The following is a 15,524-nucleotide window of genomic DNA, read 5'->3' on the forward strand; positions in this document are numbered from 1 at the left end:
CTCCCGATATACGGATGGGGGCTCCAAGAGGCTCACAGCGCCACTCAGCGCTTCGAGCCGTCAACCCTTGGCTACTTCGGAGTCAGGTCACGATTCGCAACCGGATACGGCGGTACGACGAGGAAGCCGCCGACGGTGCATCGTGACCCCCGGCGACTATTGATGTGATGTCGGTCACCTGTGGCGGACGGGGCCGCGGGGACTGCCGTGACGGCGACTCGGCAAGGGCCGTTCACCGCACGTCACCAGGTCCGCTCACCCGGTGCCCGGCCGGTCACCCGTAGGTGTCGCCGGGACCCGTGCTGCCGGGCGCACGCAGGGGACCGTAACGGCGGGCGGGGCCACCAGGGCCGTTCACCCTGATCTGCCGCACCGCACCATGGCCCAGGTCCTCGTTGAGCCGGGCGACCAGCGTCGGCGCCAACAGCCGCAGATTCGTCGCCCACGCCGTCGAGTCGCACCGCACGACCAGGATCCGCTCCTCCTCGTCGTACTTCTCCGGCACACAGTGCTTGGCGACATCGTCACCGACGATCTGCGGCCAGCGCCCCATCACACCGCCCACCGCGGCCGGCGTCTCCCAACCCCGCTCAGTGATCAAACGGTTGATGGCGGACCCGAGCGCCATCGGATCACGGCCGTCCGCCCGCGCGCCGGAGCGCAGCCCCCCGCGCCGCGCCTGCTTCTTCTGCCGCGCCGCGTCCCCACGCGCGCGTGCCTGCTCCTTGGCCGCCCGCAGCGCCACGCGCGCGAGGTCCACGCCGGTCGGTTCGGGAGCCTTCTTGGGCACGTCCTCGGACGGGTTCTCGCTCATACGCGCTCCACCGCCCCCTCGGACACCGTGTACCGCGCCCCCGTCAGCACATGCGGTACGTCGTCGTCGACCGCGGCCGTCACCAGGACCTGCTCGCCGGGCGCGACCAGCTCGGCCAGACGCTCGCGACGACGGGCATCCAGCTCGGCGAAGACATCGTCGAGAACCAGCACCGGCTCATTGCCCTCCGCCCGCAGCAGGTCGTACGACGCCAGCCGCAGCGCCAGCGCGTAGGACCACGACTCACCGTGGGACGCGTACCCCTTGGCGGGCAACTGACCGAGTTTGAAAAGCAAATCGTCCCGATGAGGGCCTACGAGAGTGACACCACGCTCGATCTCCTGCTTGCGCGCCTCCGCGAGCGCCGCCATCAGCTGCTCGAAGAGATCCTCACGGGTGTGCGCCTCACCGGGAGCCGACGGCTTGTACTCCAGGGCCACGGGACCGCCGCCAGGAGCCAGCTGCTCGTACGCCTTGTCGGCCAGCGGCTGGATCGCCGCGATCAGGTCGAGACGCTGGGCGAGCAACTCGGCGCCCGCGCGCGCGAGATGCTGGTCCCAGACGTCGAGCGTGGACAGGTCCATCGTGCGACCGCCGTGCCGCCGGGCCAGCGCGGCCGTCTTGAGCAGGGTGTTGCGCTGCTTGAGAACCCGCTCGTAATCGGAACGGACGCCCGCCATGCGCGGAGAGCGCGCGGTGATCAACTCGTCGAGGAAACGGCGCCGCTCGCCCGGGTCGCCCTTGACCAGCGCAAGATCCTCGGGCGCGAACAGCACCGTACGGACGATGCCGAGAATGTCCCGCGGTCTGACCTGCGAGGACCTGTTGATACGAGCCCGGTTGGACTTGCCGGGATTCAGCTCCAGCTCGATCAGCTGCTGCCGCTCGCCCTGCCGCACCTGCGCCCGGATGACCGCCCGCTCGGCGCCCATGCGCACCAGGGGAGCGTCGGAGGCGACACGATGGCTGCCGAGCGTGGCGAGATAGCCGACGGCCTCGACGAGGTTCGTCTTGCCCTGGCCGTTGGGGCCCACGAAAGCGGTGACGCCCGGGTCCAGTGGAACTTCGACCCGGGCGTACGAGCGGAAGTCGGCCAGCGACAGATGCGTGACGTGCATGGTCGTTCGCCGACCTCCCCCAACGTGTGCTTCGACTTTCCCCAGTTGTGGACAACCGGGGCACTCCCGAGGGTGCCAGGGTGCCATCCCCAGGGTGTGGACTACTTCTGCTCGGCCTCGACCGTCGCTACTTCCCCGACGGTCAGTTCTTCTCGACCGCGTGGCCGCCGAACTGGTTCCGCAACGCCGCGATCATCTTCATCTGCGGAGAGTCCTCCTGGCGGGAGGAGAACCGCGCGAACAGCGACGCGGTGATCGCCGGCAGCGGCACCGCGTTGTCTATGGCGGCTTCCACAGTCCAGCGTCCCTCGCCGGAGTCCTGTGCAAAACCCTTCAGCCTGTCCAGGTGCTCGTCCTGGTCGAGGGCGTTCACCGCCAGGTCCAGCAGCCAGGAACGGATGACCGTGCCCTCCTGCCAGGAACGGAAGACCTCCCGGACGTCGGTCACGGAGTCGACCTTCTCCAGCAGCTCCCAGCCCTCGGCATAGGCCTGCATCATCGCGTACTCGATGCCGTTGTGGACCATCTTCGCGAAGTGCCCCGCGCCCACCTTGCCCGCGTGCACCGCGCCGAAGTCGCCCTTCGGCTTCAGGGCGTCGAAGATCGGCTGCGCCTTGGCGACGTTCTCTGCATCGCCGCCGTACATCAGCGCGTAGCCGTTCTCCAGGCCCCAGACACCGCCGGAGACACCGCAGTCGACGAAGCCGATGCCCTTGGCCGCCAGCTCCTCGGCGTGCTTCTCGTCGTCCGTCCAGCGCGAGTTGCCGCCGTCCACGACGACGTCACCGGGCTCCAGCAGCTCGGCCAGCTCGTCGATGGTCGACTGGGTCGGCGCACCCGCCGGGACCATGACCCAGACGACGCGCGGGCCCGAAAGCTTGCCCACAAGCTCTTCCAGGCTGTGGACATCCGCGAGGTCGGGGTTGCGGTCGTATCCGACGACGGTGTGGCCCGCGCGGCGGATCCGCTCGCGCATGTTGCCGCCCATCTTGCCGAGGCCGACGAGACCGAGCTCCATCAGTTGTGTTCCTTAGGTTGCTGTGGCGTCTGTGGCACTTTCGTACCCACGTACGAGCCTAAACCCGAACGCTCACGCACAGCTGTGGGCATACGCGCTCATTCGTACGCCCTCACCTGCGGGTTTCCCCACAGGCCGGGAGCAATCTCTCCACGGCCTGTGGACAACTGCAGCCGCTCAGCCGCTGAGGCGCACCGGCATGATCAGGTACTTGTAGGCCTCGTCCGCCTCCGCGTCCAACGCCGGCTTGCCGCTCAACAGCGCAGGCTTCGTGGACGTCGTGAACGACAGCTGGGCCACCGGGGAGTCGATGGCGCTCAGGCCGTCCAGCAGGAAGGTCGGGTTGAAGGCGATCGACACGTCGTCGCCCTCCAGCTGGGCGTCGACCCTTTCCACAGCCTGTGCGTCGTCGCTGGAACCGGCCTCCAGGATGAGCACGCCCTGCTCGAAGCTGAGCCGCACCGGGGTGTTGCGCTCGGCTACCAGGGCCACGCGCTTGACGGCCTCCACGAAGGGGGCGGTCTCGATCACCGCGACGCTGTTGAACTCCGTCGGGAACAGCGAGCGGTACTTGGGAAGGTCACCCTCCAGGAGACGGGTCGTCGTCCGACGACCGGCGCCCTCGAAACCGATCAAGCCCTCACCGGCGCCCGAGCCGGACAGCGCCAGGATGACGCTGTCGCCGCTCGTGAGCGCCTTGGCGGTGTCCAGGAGCGTCTTCGCGGGCACCAGGGCGACCGCGGACGCCTCCGGGTTCTCCGGCTTCCACAGGAACTCCCGGACCGCGAAGCGGTAGCGGTCGGTGGAAGCCAGCGTGACGGTGTCGCCCTCGATCTCGATGCGCACACCGGTGAGGACGGGCAGCGTGTCGTCGCGGCCGGCGGCGATGGCCACCTGGGCGGCCGCGGAGGCGAAGACCTCGCCGGGGACGGTGCCGGTCGCCGTCGGCATCTGCGGCAGCGCCGGGTACTCCTCCACAGGCAGGGTGTGGAGTGTGAATCGCGAGGAGCCGCAGACCACGGTCGCCCGTACACCGTCTGTGGAGATCTCCACCGGACGGTTGGGGAGAGCGCGGCAGATGTCGGCGAGCAGACGGCCGGAGACCAGGACCGTGCCCTCCTCGTCGACCTCCGTCTCCACCGACACCCGCGCGGAGACCTCGTAGTCGAAGCTGGACAGGCTCAGCTGGCCGTCCTCGGCCTTGAGGAGGAGGCCGGCGAGGACAGGCGCCGGCGGACGGGCCGGGAGGCTGCGCGCCGCCCAGGCCACTGCCTCCGCGAGTACGTCGCGTTCCACCCGGATCTTCACTGTTGCCGCCTCCTGCTGTTGCCGGCGCTTCTTCGGCCTGCCTGGCTTCGTCGTCTGTCTCGGTGTCGTCGGCCCCTGTGAGGGGAAGGACACCGGGGAACAGTCTGACGCACCCCACTGACAGTAGGTGCCTCTCGGGGTCAAGTCGTGACGAGGGGCAGCCGGGAGCCGGACAGCGAGTTGTGCACAGGACCCCCTTCGAAACGGATTCCCAGCTCTCTCTAGTTGGGAGTAGTAGTAGGGGCTGTGGATACCGTGGATAACCCCGTTTTCCCAGGTCAGAGCGGAGATTTTGTCCACGGGGCCTGTGGGCGGCGGCGGTGGACAACTAGGCATCTCTGTGGAGAACGGAAAGTTCTGCACACCCCATGCACAGCCTGAGGCGACTTCTCCCCAGCGCCGTCCCCAGCTTTACCCACCTTTCCCACAGCCCAACCCGGCATCCTTGTGTGACGCCTTTCACTCGACTCGGTGAGGAGGCGCGTCGTGTTGCCGAACAGTGGACAGCGGTGTGGAGAAGCTGGGGATCGCTGGGGACAACCGGCCCCAGCCTGTGGGTTGCCCGTGGACAACTTCATGCACAGCCTGTGGATCTCCGCTCTGTCCACAGTCTGTGGAGATCGTTTGTCCACGAATCCACACCCAGGTGACCTGGTCTGATGGTCTTTCAACAGGAGTCCCTGTGGACACAGTCTGGACAACTTCCCAGTCCCCAGGGTGTGGACGGGAAAAACTCACCGAATCTGTGGAGAGTGGCCGTAACCCGGCAGGTAATCGAACAGCCGACGTCCGCGACATGACGAAGGGCGCCCCCGGAATCTGCTCCGGGGGCGCCCTTGGGGTCGTACGACGGGCTCTTCAGGCCGTCTCGGCCGGCTCCGTCAGCCGTTCTTGATGCGGTTGGTGAGCTCGGTGACCTGGTTGTAGATGGAGCGTCGCTCGGCCATCAGATTGCGGATCTTGCGGTCGGCGTGCATCACGGTGGTGTGGTCGCGGCCGCCGAACAGCGCGCCGATCTTCGGCAGCGAGAGATCCGTCAGCTCACGGCAGAGGTACATGGCGATCTGGCGGGCCGTGACCAGCTGACGGCCGCGGGAGCTGCCGCACAGGTCCTCGACCGTGAGGCCGAAGTAGTCGGCCGTGGCGCTCATGATGGCCGTCGAGGTGATCTCCGGCGTCGCGTCGTCCCCGCCGGGGATCAGGTCCTTGAGGACGATCTCCGTGAGGCCCAGGTCGACCGGTTGCCGGTTGAGCGACGCGAACGCCGTCACCCGGATCAGCGCGCCCTCCAGCTCGCGGATGTTGCGCGAGATGCGGGAGGCGATGAACTCCAGTACCTCTGGCGGGGCGTTGAGCTGCTCCTGGACCGCTTTTTTGCGCAGGATCGCGATACGCGTCTCCAGCTCGGGCGGCTGGACGTCGGTGATCAGGCCCCACTCGAAACGGTTCCGCAGCCGGTCCTCCAGTGTGACCAGCTGCTTGGGCGGCCGGTCGCTGGAGAGCACGATCTGCTTGTTGGCGTTGTGGAGCGTGTTGAAGGTGTGGAAGAACTCCTCCTGCGTCGACTCCTTGTCCGCGAGGAACTGGATGTCGTCGACGAGCAGGATGTCCATCTCGCGGTAGCGCTTGCGGAAGCTGTCGCCCTTGCCGTCGCGGATGGAGTTGATGAATTCGTTGGTGAACTCCTCGGAGCTCACGTAGCGCACGCGCGTGCCCGGGTAGAGGCTGCGCGCGTAGTGCCCGATGGCGTGCAGCAGGTGCGTCTTGCCGAGGCCGGACTCCCCATAGATGAAGAGGGGGTTGTAGGCCTTCGCCGGTGCCTCGGCGACGGCGACCGCGGCCGCGTGCGCGAAGCGGTTGGAGGCGCCGATGACGAACGTGTCGAAGAGGTACTTCGGGTTCAGTCGCGCGGTCGGTTCGCCGGGGCCGGACGCCGGGGCGGGCTGTGCGGCCAGCGGGCCGGGGGCGCCGGTGGTCGGCAGGTTCCCGCCGACGGGGCCGCCGCGGTGCACATGACCGGAGCCGGTGGGCGGCTCGGAATGGTCGCGGCGGGCGTCGCGGTCGTAGTCGGGGCGGGGGCGGTCGTAGTCGGAGCGCGGCTGGTCGTAGTCCGGCCGCTGCTGCTCGTAGTCGGGGCGGTGTCCGTCGTACGACGACCGCTCCATCGGCTGCGGGCGATAGTCCTGGGTGGGCGCGCCGTAGGAGTCCTGTGGGTAGGGCTCCTGCGAGGGCGAGGCGTACGGGTCCCGCTCGGGGAAGCCGAGTCGCTGCTGCTGCCAGCTGTATTCGTCCTGTGTCGGGCGCGGCCAGCTGCCGGGTGCGGGCTCGGGGCGCTGGTACTCGCTCGGGTAGGCGGGGCGTGCGGTGGGCAGCGGGTCGGCGGGGGCGCCGGTGTGGCGGTCGTCGGCGCGGTGGCGGCCGTAGCCCTCGTACGAGGGGAGTTCGGGCTCCTCGTAGCGGGGCTGGGGTGGGGCGGGGGGCAGCGGTGGGGCCGGGGGTTCGCCGGCGGAGTCGTCGACGGTGATCGCAATGCGGATCGGGCGGCCGCACTCGCGGCTGAGGGTCTCGCTGACGATGGGGGCCAGTCGGCCCTCAAGTACGCCCTTCGCGAATTCGTTCGGTACGGCGAGCAGGGCGGTGTCGGCGACCAGCGCGAGGGGCTGGCAGCGCCGGATCCAGTGTTCGTCCTTGACCTCGACCCCCTGTGCGCGGCCCTCACCGAGAAGCTGCTCCAGTACTCGTGGCCACACTGCGGCAAGATCGGCAGGTACGTCAGCCACAGGGCACGCTCTCTCACGGGTCCCACGAACGTGTGATTGTGGGACGGTTCGGGATTCAGATCGGGTGGAGCCAGAATCAGGGGGACAAGGGAACGAATCGGAGTTCAGCCACGGTAGTCAGGGCGGCGGGTGCGGTTCAAGTTGTTGTCCCCAGGCTGTGGATAGTGTCTCCCCGTGACCTCTGGTTTGACCGGATGGCGTAGCCGCGCGTACCGTAACCAGGTCGAGTTGTCGATGGCTGCTGCCGCCTGCCTCCGATGGGCACAGATCGCGTCAAGGTGATCGGTAAGCGGTGCACACGGGCGTAACGCGAGCTACTCGTGGGCGCACGGTGACAGCCAGGACGGCACCCGCAAACCCCGATTTATCTCTGGAGCCCCCGAGTGAGCAAGCGCACCTTCCAGCCGAACAACCGTCGTCGCGCGAAGACCCACGGCTTCCGCCTGCGGATGCGTACGCGTGCCGGTCGCGCGATTCTCGCGAACCGCCGTAGCAAGGGTCGCGCCAGCCTGTCCGCCTGATCCTGATCAGGTCATGACGTCGTGCTGCCTACCGAGCATCGGCTGAGGCGGCGCGAAGACTTCGCGACCGCAGTACGACGAGGGCGCCGGGCCGGTCGCCCGTCCCTCGTCGTCCATCTTCGTAGCGGTGCCACGGACCCGCACGCGCCTGGGGAGAGCGCTCCCCCGACGCGTGCGGGTTTCGTCGTGAGCAAGGCTGTGGGCGGTGCGGTCGTGCGGAACAAGGTGAAGCGCAGGCTTCGCCATCTGATGCGCGACCGAGTGGACCTGCTGCCCCCCGGTAGCCTGGTAGTCGTACGAGCGCTGCCCGGTGCGGGTGACGCCGACCATGCACAGCTGGCCCGAGACCTGGATGCCGCTCTGCAGCGGCTGCTGGGAGGGGGCGCGCGATGAAGTACCCACTGCTGGCCCTGATCAAGCTGTACCAGTGGACGATCAGTCCGCTGCTCGGGCCGGTGTGCAAGTACTACCCGTCGTGCTCCCACTATGGGTATACGGCCATCGACCGGCACGGTGCGATCAAGGGCACGGCGCTCACCGCCTGGCGCATCCTGCGGTGCAACCCGTGGTCGCTGGGTGGTGTGGACCATGTCCCGCCGCGCAAGCGTCCGCGCTGGCACGAGATGCTGCGCAATGCGTGGCGTGCACGGAAGGGCGGGCCCTCCGCCGCCGAAACGGCCATCGAAGGGAATGTTCCTTCGAGCCCGGCCGCAGAGACCCCGTCCCATGTCCAAGGAGCATGATTAGTGGACACGATTGCCAGCCTCTTCAGCTTCATCACGACACCCGTTTCCTGGGTCATCGTCCAGTTCCACTCGGTGTACGGCGCCATCTTCGGCGATAACACCGGGTGGGCCTGGGGCCTGTCCATCGTGTCCCTGGTGATTCTGATCCGTATCTGCCTGATCCCGCTCTTCGTGAAGCAGATCAAGGCGACCCGGGCCATGCAAACGCTGCAGCCCGAGATGAAGAAGATCCAGGAGCGCTACAAGAACGACAAGCAGCGCCAGTCCGAAGAGATGATGAAGCTGTACAAGGAGACGGGCACCAACCCGCTCTCCTCGTGCCTTCCCATCCTGGCGCAGTCGCCGTTCTTCTTCGCCCTGTACCACGTGCTCAACAGCATCGCGAACAACGAGACCATCGGGGTGATCAACGAGAGTCTGCTGAAGAGTGCGCAGGAAGCGCACATCTTCGGGGCTCCGCTGGCCGCGAAGTTCACTGACAGCGCTTCTGACGTCGCCGCGCTCAATGCCTCGCTGATCACTGTCCGCATCGTCACCGCGGTCATGATCGTCCTGATGTCGGCGTCGCAGTTCTACACGCAGCGTCAGCTGATGACGAAGAACGTCGACACCACGGTGAAGACGCCGTTCATGCAGCAGCAGAAGATGCTGATGTACATCTTCCCGGTCATGTTCGCCGTTTTCGGTATCAACTTCCCGGTCGGTGTCCTCGTCTACTGGCTGACCACCAACGTGTGGACCATGGGCCAGCAGATGTACGTCATCCGCAACAACCCGACTCCGGGTTCCAAGGCCCAGGCCGCGTACCTGGAGCGCCTGCACAAGCACGTCACGAACCACGGCAAGACGCGTGGCCGCGGTGAGAAGGCCATCGTCAAGGCGATCGTGGCCAAGGGCCGTGACCGTAACGAGTACGAGCGCAAGTTCATCAACGGCCTGACCAAGTCGGGTCTCGCGGCGCAGGCCGACGGCACTGTGATCAAGAGCGAGGGCGCTGTCGCCACTCTGGCCGAGGACGGTACGCCGACCGCCGCGGGTGCCCCCAAGCGCCAGCAGCCGAAGCGGCAGAGCAAGTCCCAGCGTCAGTCCGGCGGTGCGAAGCAGGGCGATGAGCCGACCTCGCTCAAGAAGTCCGACGACGAGCCCGAGGACGCCAAGCCGGACGCTGCCAAGAAGGCCGCGCAGAAGCCTGGCAGCGGTACCCGCAGCAAGGCCCAGTCCGGGCAGCGCAAGGGCGGTCCGCAGCGCCCCAAGTCCCCGTCCAAGAAGTAAGAAGGAGTCCATCCCGTGACGGAAGGCACCACCTCCGCCGCTGCCGAGGGTGTAGACACCCTCTCCCGCCTGGAGCAGGAGGGCGAGATCGCGGCGGACTACCTTGAGGGTCTGCTCGACATCGCCGATCTCGACGGCGACATCGACATGGACGTCGAGGCTGACCGCGCCGCTGTCTCGATCATCAGCGACTCGGGGAGCCGAGACCTGCAGAAGCTGGTCGGGCGTGACGGCGAGGTGCTGGAGGCGCTGCAGGAGCTCACGCGCCTGGCCGTGCACCGGGAGACCGGGGATCGCAGTCGCCTGATGCTGGACATCGCGGGCTACCGGGCCCAGAAGCGTGCCGAGCTCTCCGAGCTGGGCGCCAAGGCCGCCGCTGAGGTGAAGAACACCGGTGAGCCCGTGAAGCTGAAGCCGATGACGCCGTTCGAGCGCAAGGTTGTGCACGACGCGGTGAAGACGGCGGGTCTGCGTAGTGAGTCCGAAGGCGAGGAGCCGCAGCGGTTCGTCGTTGTGCTTCCCGCCTGATCGGCCCGTACGTTTCCTCCGGCCCCGTCTGTCCGCAGGCGGGGCCGAACTTTGTCAGCCTGTTAGTTCTGTTGGTTCTGGTGGTCGGCGCCCAAGGCGTCGGCGCGGTACGGAAGGACGGTCCCCGTGACGGAGGCAGCGGAGCTTCCCCCTGTGCCCGAGCAGGCACGTGAGGTGTTCGGCGATCGCTACGCTGATGCGGTCCGCTACGCCGAACTGCTCGCTGAGGCGGGTGTGCAGCGCGGGCTGATCGGCCCGCGTGAGGTGCCCCGCCTGTGGGAGCGGCACCTGCTGAACTGTGCGGTGCTCTCCGAGGTCGTGCCGGAGGGGGTGACCGTGTGCGATGTGGGCTCGGGCGCCGGCCTGCCTGGCATTCCTCTGGCCCTTGTCCGGGAGGACCTGAAGATCACGCTGCTTGAGCCACTGCTACGGCGCACCAACTTCCTGACCGAGGTGGTGGAACTGTTGGGCCTCGATCACGTGACGGTGGTGCGCGGCCGTGCCGAGGAGGTCATGGGGAAGCTGACGCCGGTGCACGTTGTCACCGCCCGAGCCGTGGCGCCGCTGGACCGACTGGCCACCTGGGGAATCCCTCTACTGCGACCGTACGGCGAGATGCTCGCCCTCAAGGGTGACGCCGCTGAAGAGGAGCTCAAGAGCGCCGCCACGGCGCTGAGCAGGCTCGGCGCTGTGGAGACGTCCATCCTGCATGTGGGCGAGGGAGTAGTGGATCCGATGTCCACCGTCGTCCGCGTGGAAGTCGGGGAGAGCCCGGGAGGTGTGCGCTTCGCAGCGAAGCGTGCGAAGGCTGCCCGGTCGACCCGGACACGGCGCAGGCGCTGACGGAAGCCAAGCGCCTCGTATCGCCTTCTGCGTAAAAGAGGTGCCCTTCCCGGGAGTTATTCCCTGGGGCGGGCACCTCTCCTTTATGTTTCCGGACTCCTGATCAACAGGCCCCGAATTTACCGGTTCTTGCAGTAGTCCGGAGCCGCGGAGATGGACCGGCAGACCTTCTTGATGGTCACAGTGCCACCGTCACCACTGTACGTCGTGGTGCCCTTACCCTTCTTGTTCCACAGGGTGAAGATCTTGTCGCCATGGCCGCTGCGGGTGTACTGCACGTAGACCTCGTTGCCGTCGTCGCCAAGGTCCTTGACGGCGGCAACGCCATGGTCACTGCTGGTGCGGTACCCGTGTCCCCAGATGGCCTTGACGTCCTGGTCGGCGAAGGCCGGCGTGGTGACGGTCAGCATTCCGACGCCGATGAAAATGGAAGCCGCGCGTGCGAAGTTCCTGCTCTTCATGGTGTTCCCCGTAATGTCTTGCTTTTGGTCAATGTTCAATGAAGCGGAAAGCGTGCGAATGTACTACCCCGTAAATAGGGCCGGATTGGTCGACGTCCGGTGCCCCCCGTTTCATTTCACACCATACCTCGTTGATTCGTCGGCGAAATTTGCACGTTAAATACCTTGAGGTGCATTTGAGCTGTATAGCGCGAGGGTCATTCTGCCGGAATGATCACCATCATCCCCCCTGTGGGGAGGCGGGGGCTGTGGCAGATGTCTCACATGTGACCCTCGGGAGGGGGTGGTGACCCCGTTTGGCGCTCAGGGTGTACTCCGTAAAAGGGCGTAAAACTACCCAGGATGGAGTGTCGTGAAGTATTTCAGGATGACGCTGGCATCGTGTTTCACGTGAAACGTCGCTCACTGCTGCACGGGATCATCAGCCGCGGCCGCGCTGCGGCCGAACCTCGCGACCGACAACCCCTTGGTTCTCTCGGAGAGGATCCTCCTGATGACACTCCGTCCCCCTTGAGGGGCACGGAGTTGTCCACAGAGGTGGATTTCTCCACAGAACAACAGGCCTCACTGGTTCACCACCCCGAAGACATGGGAGGCTCTGTTCATTGCGAGCCTGTAGTCGAGGAGAGTGAATCCTTGCGGTCCAACGCCAACATCGCGGGACCGATGACCGATCCGGTCCCCGGTCCCCGCACCGAGTCGATGGGGGACGATGTTTCACGTGAAACACCGCCCCCGATGGACGACACTCCCATCGGTCGTGCTGCCCAACTGGCGGTGGAGGCTCTAGGCCGCGCCGGCGAGGGCCTGCCACGGCCCGAGCAGACCCGTGTCATGGTGGTCGCCAACCAGAAGGGGGGCGTGGGCAAGACGACGACGACCGTCAATCTTGCCGCGTCGCTCGCTCTCCATGGCGGCCGCGTGCTGGTCATCGATCTCGACCCGCAGGGCAACGCGTCCACGGCTCTGGGGATCGACCATCACGCGGAAGTCCCTTCCATCTATGACGTGTTGGTCGAGAGCAAGCCGCTCGCGGAAGTCGTCCAGCCGGTCCCTGATGTCGAGGGCCTCTTCTGCGCCCCTGCCACGATCGATCTCGCCGGTGCGGAGATCGAGCTGGTGTCTCTGGTGGCACGCGAGAGCCGGCTTCAGCGTGCGATCCAGGCTTATGAGCAGCCGTTGGACTACATCCTCATCGACTGCCCGCCTTCGCTCGGCCTGCTGACGGTCAACGCGCTGGTGGCCGGGCAGGAGGTCCTGATCCCGATCCAGTGCGAGTACTACGCGCTGGAGGGCCTGGGGCAGCTGCTGCGCAACGTCGACTTGGTGCGGGGGCATCTCAACCCCACTCTGCATGTCTCGACGATCCTGCTCACCATGTACGACGGCCGAACGCGGCTGGCGTCCCAGGTCGCGGACGAGGTGCGCAGCCACTTCGGGGACGAGGTGCTGCGGACGAGCATTCCCCGCTCGGTGCGTATCTCCGAGGCGCCGAGCTATGGACAGACGGTGCTGACATACGATCCAGGTTCGAGCGGTGCGCTGTCCTATCTTGAGGCGGCACGAGAGATCGCGCTGAAGGGTGTCGGTGTCAGTTACGACCCGACGCACGCCCATATCGGCGCTCAGAGCAACCCGAGCATGGTGGAGGGGATCCAGTGAGCGAGCGACGGAGGGGTTTGGGTCGTGGTCTCGGCGCACTGATCCCTGCAGCACCGACGGAGAAGACGGTGGCCCCGGCCCCGGTGGGAGGCGCCGCTTCCTCGTCTCCGGCCGTTGTCCCGGTGCTGTCCGAGCGAGGGGTGGCCGCGGCCAAGGTGGCCACGCTGCCTCATGTTTCACATGAAACCGAGGAGCCGTCGCTGGGCGGCACCGCGGAGACGGCTCCAGCTCCCATGGGCGCGCACTTCGCGGAGATCCCCCTCGATGCCATCACGCCGAACCCGCGGCAGCCCCGTGAGGTCTTCGACGAGGACGCCCTGCAGGAACTGGTCACCTCCATCCAGGAGGTCGGACTCCTCCAGCCGATCGTCGTACGGCAGATCGGCCCCGCCCGCTACGAACTCATCATGGGCGAGCGGCGCTGGCGGGCCTGCCGTGAGGCCGGCCTCGACGCGATCCCGGCGATCGTGCGGGCCACGGACGACGAGAAGCTTCTCCTGGACGCGCTCCTGGAGAACCTGCACCGCGCCCAGCTGAACCCGATCGAAGAGGCGGCTGCCTACGATCAGTTGCTGAAGGACTTCAACTGCACGCACGACCAGTTGGCGGACCGTATCGGCCGGTCCCGGCCGCAGGTCTCCAACACCCTGCGTCTGCTGAAGCTCTCGCCCAAGGTCCAGAACCGGGTGGCCGCCGGAGTCCTCTCCGCCGGGCATGCGCGGGCTCTCCTCTCCGTCGAGGATCCGGAGGAGCAGGAGCGGCTGGCCTACCGCGTGGTGGCCGAGGGACTGTCGGTCCGCTCCGTCGAGGAGATCGTGACGCTGATGGGCTCCCGCCCGCAGAAGGCTCAGCGTTCCAGGGGGCCGCGGGCCGGCTCTGTGCCCTCACCGGCGCTGTCCGATCTCGCGACCCGGCTCTCGGATCGCTTCGAGACGCGGGTGAAGGTCGAACTGGGCCAGAAGAAGGGCAAGATCACTGTCGAGTTCGCCTCCCCGGAGGACCTTGAGCGGATCCTCAGCACCTTCGCTCCGGGCGAGAAGCTGGCTCTCCAGAGGAGCCTTCTGGAAGATGACGAGGAGTCCGAGGACTGACACCTCGTAGGCCGGGTCCTGCTTTCCCGACCTACCCGCGTGGGCCGTGTCCGGTGTGTACCGGAACACGGCCCGCTCTTTGCTTTCCTGCTGGTATCGATGGAATCGCATCGTGGATACGATGCGTTCGGGTATGGCGCATCCACCTGGCAGACCTCTTAGGGGAGGCGGGGTCCATGCGAACGGTGAGCCGCACCGGACTGGTGAGCGCGGGTCTTGGGCTGGGCGCGGTCGGCGGATTCGTCGGCAGCCTGCTCAGGGAACGCAACGCCCTGACAGCCGCTCGCGACGCCGCGGGCGAAGGAAGCGAGGAACAGCCTTCATGGGGCGTCGGCTCGTACCGCTCACGCTGGACAACCTTCAGGACCTTCCCAAGCGTTGCCGCACGTGTGTCTTCTGGGAGTTGGACCCGGTCAGCGGTGAAGCCGCGGTAAAGGCGGGGACACCCTCCCTGGAGAAGGAAGGCTGGATCTCCGCCGTCCTGCTGGACTGGGGCTCGTGCGGGCGGGTGGTCTACGTCGACGACGTACCGGTGGGCTTTGTGCTGTACGCGCCTCCGGCGTATGTGCCCCGCTCGACGGCGTTCCCCACGAGCCCTGTCTCACCGGACGCGGTGCAGCTGATGACCGCGTTCATCATGCCCGGCTACCAGGGACAGGGACTGGGCCGGGTGATGGTCCAGACGGTGGCCAAGGATCTGCTGCGGCGGGGCTTCAAGGCGATCGAGGCCTTCGGGGACGCTCGTTGGAAAGAGCCGGCGTGCGTTCTGCCTGCGGACCATCTTCTGGCCGTGGGCTTCAAGACAGTTCGCCCGCACCCCACCTCTCCGCGGATGCGGCTGGAGCTGCGGACGACGCTGTCCTGGAAGGAAGACGTGGAGATGGCGATCGACCGGCTGCTGGGGGCCGTACAGAAGGAGCCCGCCCTCCGGCCTCTCTAAGGCCGGCTGCCTCGCTCAAAAACGAATGGGCCAACCCGCTGGGGTTGGCCCATTCGTGTTTCACGTGAAACGTCACTCGGCGATGAAGTCCTCGAGGTCGCGGAGGATCGCGGCCTTCGGCTTGGCGCCGACGATGGTCTTGGCGACTTCGCCGTTCTGGTAGACGTTCAGCGTCGGGATGGACATGACGCCGTACTTGGCGGCCGTACCCGGGTTCTCGTCGATGTTGAGCTTGACGATCTCGATCTTGTCGCCGTGTTCGGCGGCGATCGCCTCGAGGGACGGCGCGATCTGGCGGCACGGACCGCACCAGGCGGCCCAGAAGTCCACCAGTACGGGCTTGTCGCTCTTGAGGACGTCCTGTTCGAAGGAGTCGTCGGTCACGTTCTTCAGGGTGCCGGCCACTGCTGGCTCCTTAACTT

16 protein-coding genes are annotated in these 15,524 nt (G+C 66.8%); 9 read left to right on the forward strand and 7 right to left on the reverse strand.

The window, feature by feature from the left end; all coding sequences use genetic code 11:
* Window positions 1-274: 274 nt before the first annotated feature.
* The 5 genes from BLU79_RS22485 to dnaA all read right to left on the reverse strand — a co-directional run bounded on the left by BLU79_RS22485 (window position 275) and on the right by dnaA (window position 7,038).
* Entirely contained in the window at window positions 275-814 is a 540-nt protein-coding gene (locus BLU79_RS22485; protein WP_093907640.1) for a DciA family protein, read from the reverse strand.
* On the reverse strand, window positions 811-1,932 hold the full coding sequence (gene recF, locus BLU79_RS22490) for a DNA replication/repair protein RecF (protein ID WP_093907641.1): 1,122 nt from the start codon (window positions 1,930-1,932) through the stop codon (window positions 811-813). Before recF ends, BLU79_RS22485 begins: the two co-directional genes overlap by 4 nt.
* A gap of 142 nt (window positions 1,933-2,074) precedes the next feature.
* Window positions 2,075-2,950: a phosphogluconate dehydrogenase (NAD(+)-dependent, decarboxylating) gene (gene gnd, locus BLU79_RS22495; RefSeq protein WP_093907642.1), complete on the reverse strand. Its 876-nt coding sequence runs from the start codon at window positions 2,948-2,950 to the stop codon at window positions 2,075-2,077.
* A 177-nt stretch (window positions 2,951-3,127) separates the two neighbouring features.
* Window positions 3,128-4,258, reverse strand: coding sequence for a DNA polymerase III subunit beta (dnaN, locus tag BLU79_RS22500; RefSeq protein WP_093907643.1), 1,131 nt, complete (start codon window positions 4,256-4,258; stop codon window positions 3,128-3,130).
* Window positions 4,259-5,139: 881 nt separating this feature from the next.
* A complete protein-coding gene (dnaA, locus tag BLU79_RS22510) occupies window positions 5,140-7,038 on the reverse strand; it encodes a chromosomal replication initiator protein DnaA (protein WP_093907645.1) in 1,899 nt (632 codons plus the stop codon).
* Window positions 7,039-7,421: 383 nt separating this feature from the next.
* On the opposite strand from dnaA, the gene rpmH reads away from it, so the two are divergent.
* From rpmH to rsmG, 6 genes are all read left to right on the forward strand, one after another.
* A complete protein-coding gene (gene rpmH, locus BLU79_RS22515; protein WP_005482975.1) occupies window positions 7,422-7,559 on the forward strand; it encodes a 50S ribosomal protein L34 in 138 nt (45 codons plus the stop codon).
* A gap of 21 nt (window positions 7,560-7,580) precedes the next feature.
* A complete protein-coding gene (gene rnpA / locus BLU79_RS22520; protein WP_093907646.1) occupies window positions 7,581-7,952 on the forward strand; it encodes a ribonuclease P protein component in 372 nt (123 codons plus the stop codon).
* Window positions 7,949-8,302: a membrane protein insertion efficiency factor YidD gene (gene yidD / locus BLU79_RS22525; protein WP_093907647.1), complete on the forward strand. Its 354-nt coding sequence runs from the start codon at window positions 7,949-7,951 to the stop codon at window positions 8,300-8,302. The genes rnpA and yidD overlap by 4 nt, the downstream gene beginning before the upstream one ends.
* A 3-nt stretch (window positions 8,303-8,305) precedes the next feature.
* Window positions 8,306-9,577, forward strand: coding sequence for a membrane protein insertase YidC (gene yidC, locus BLU79_RS22530; RefSeq protein ID WP_093907648.1), 1,272 nt, complete (start codon window positions 8,306-8,308; stop codon window positions 9,575-9,577).
* 15 nt (window positions 9,578-9,592) lie between these two features.
* Window positions 9,593-10,105 carry a Jag family protein gene (locus BLU79_RS22535; RefSeq protein ID WP_093907649.1) on the forward strand — a complete coding sequence of 171 codons (513 nt, stop codon included), beginning with the start codon at window positions 9,593-9,595 and terminating at the stop codon, window positions 10,103-10,105.
* Window positions 10,106-10,231: 126 nt separating this feature from the next.
* Complete coding sequence (gene rsmG / locus BLU79_RS22540) at window positions 10,232-10,948, forward strand: 16S rRNA (guanine(527)-N(7))-methyltransferase RsmG (RefSeq protein WP_093907650.1); 717 nt, start codon at window positions 10,232-10,234, stop codon at window positions 10,946-10,948.
* A 119-nt stretch (window positions 10,949-11,067) separates the two neighbouring features.
* Here the strand turns inward: rsmG and BLU79_RS22545 are convergent, their stop codons facing one another.
* Entirely contained in the window at window positions 11,068-11,409 is a 342-nt protein-coding gene (locus BLU79_RS22545) for a hypothetical protein (RefSeq protein WP_093907651.1), read from the reverse strand.
* 588 nt (window positions 11,410-11,997) lie between these two features.
* On the opposite strand from BLU79_RS22545, the gene BLU79_RS22550 reads away from it, so the two are divergent.
* The 3 genes from BLU79_RS22550 (at window position 11,998) to BLU79_RS22560 (ending at window position 15,102) form a co-directional block, all read left to right on the forward strand.
* On the forward strand, window positions 11,998-13,071 hold the full coding sequence (locus tag BLU79_RS22550) for a ParA family protein (RefSeq protein ID WP_093907784.1): 1,074 nt from the start codon (window positions 11,998-12,000) through the stop codon (window positions 13,069-13,071).
* Complete coding sequence (locus BLU79_RS22555) at window positions 13,068-14,162, forward strand: ParB/RepB/Spo0J family partition protein (RefSeq protein WP_093907652.1); 1,095 nt, start codon at window positions 13,068-13,070, stop codon at window positions 14,160-14,162. The genes BLU79_RS22550 and BLU79_RS22555 overlap by 4 nt, the downstream gene beginning before the upstream one ends.
* A gap of 322 nt (window positions 14,163-14,484) precedes the next feature.
* A complete protein-coding gene (locus BLU79_RS22560; RefSeq protein ID WP_093907653.1) occupies window positions 14,485-15,102 on the forward strand; it encodes a GNAT family N-acetyltransferase in 618 nt (205 codons plus the stop codon).
* Window positions 15,103-15,174: 72 nt separating this feature from the next.
* On the opposite strand, the gene trxA is transcribed toward BLU79_RS22560, so the two are convergent.
* Window positions 15,175-15,507: a thioredoxin gene (trxA, locus tag BLU79_RS22565; protein ID WP_093907654.1), complete on the reverse strand. Its 333-nt coding sequence runs from the start codon at window positions 15,505-15,507 to the stop codon at window positions 15,175-15,177.
* Window positions 15,508-15,524: the final 17 nt, after the last annotated feature.

The organism is Streptomyces sp. cf386, assembly GCF_900103585.1.
Taxonomy (GTDB): domain Bacteria; phylum Actinomycetota; class Actinomycetes; order Streptomycetales; family Streptomycetaceae; genus Streptomyces.

Excerpts from the sequence above, each read along its gene's own strand:
- BLU79_RS22485 (WP_093907640.1), bottom strand. The coding sequence starts at position 814 with ATGAGCGAGAACCCGTCCGAGGACGTGCCCAAGAAGGCTCCCGAACCG.
- BLU79_RS22545 (WP_093907651.1), bottom strand. The coding sequence starts at position 11,409 with ATGAAGAGCAGGAACTTCGCACGCGCGGCTTCCATTTTCATCGGCGTC.
- yidD (WP_093907647.1), top strand. The coding sequence starts at position 7,949 with ATGAAGTACCCACTGCTGGCCCTGATCAAGCTGTACCAGTGGACGATC.
- BLU79_RS22560 (WP_093907653.1), top strand. The coding sequence starts at position 14,485 with ATGGGGCGTCGGCTCGTACCGCTCACGCTGGACAACCTTCAGGACCTT.
- recF (WP_093907641.1), bottom strand. The coding sequence starts at position 1,932 with ATGCACGTCACGCATCTGTCGCTGGCCGACTTCCGCTCGTACGCCCGG.
- gnd (WP_093907642.1), bottom strand. The coding sequence starts at position 2,950 with ATGGAGCTCGGTCTCGTCGGCCTCGGCAAGATGGGCGGCAACATGCGC.
- BLU79_RS22550 (WP_093907784.1), top strand. The coding sequence starts at position 11,998 with ATGGGAGGCTCTGTTCATTGCGAGCCTGTAGTCGAGGAGAGTGAATCC.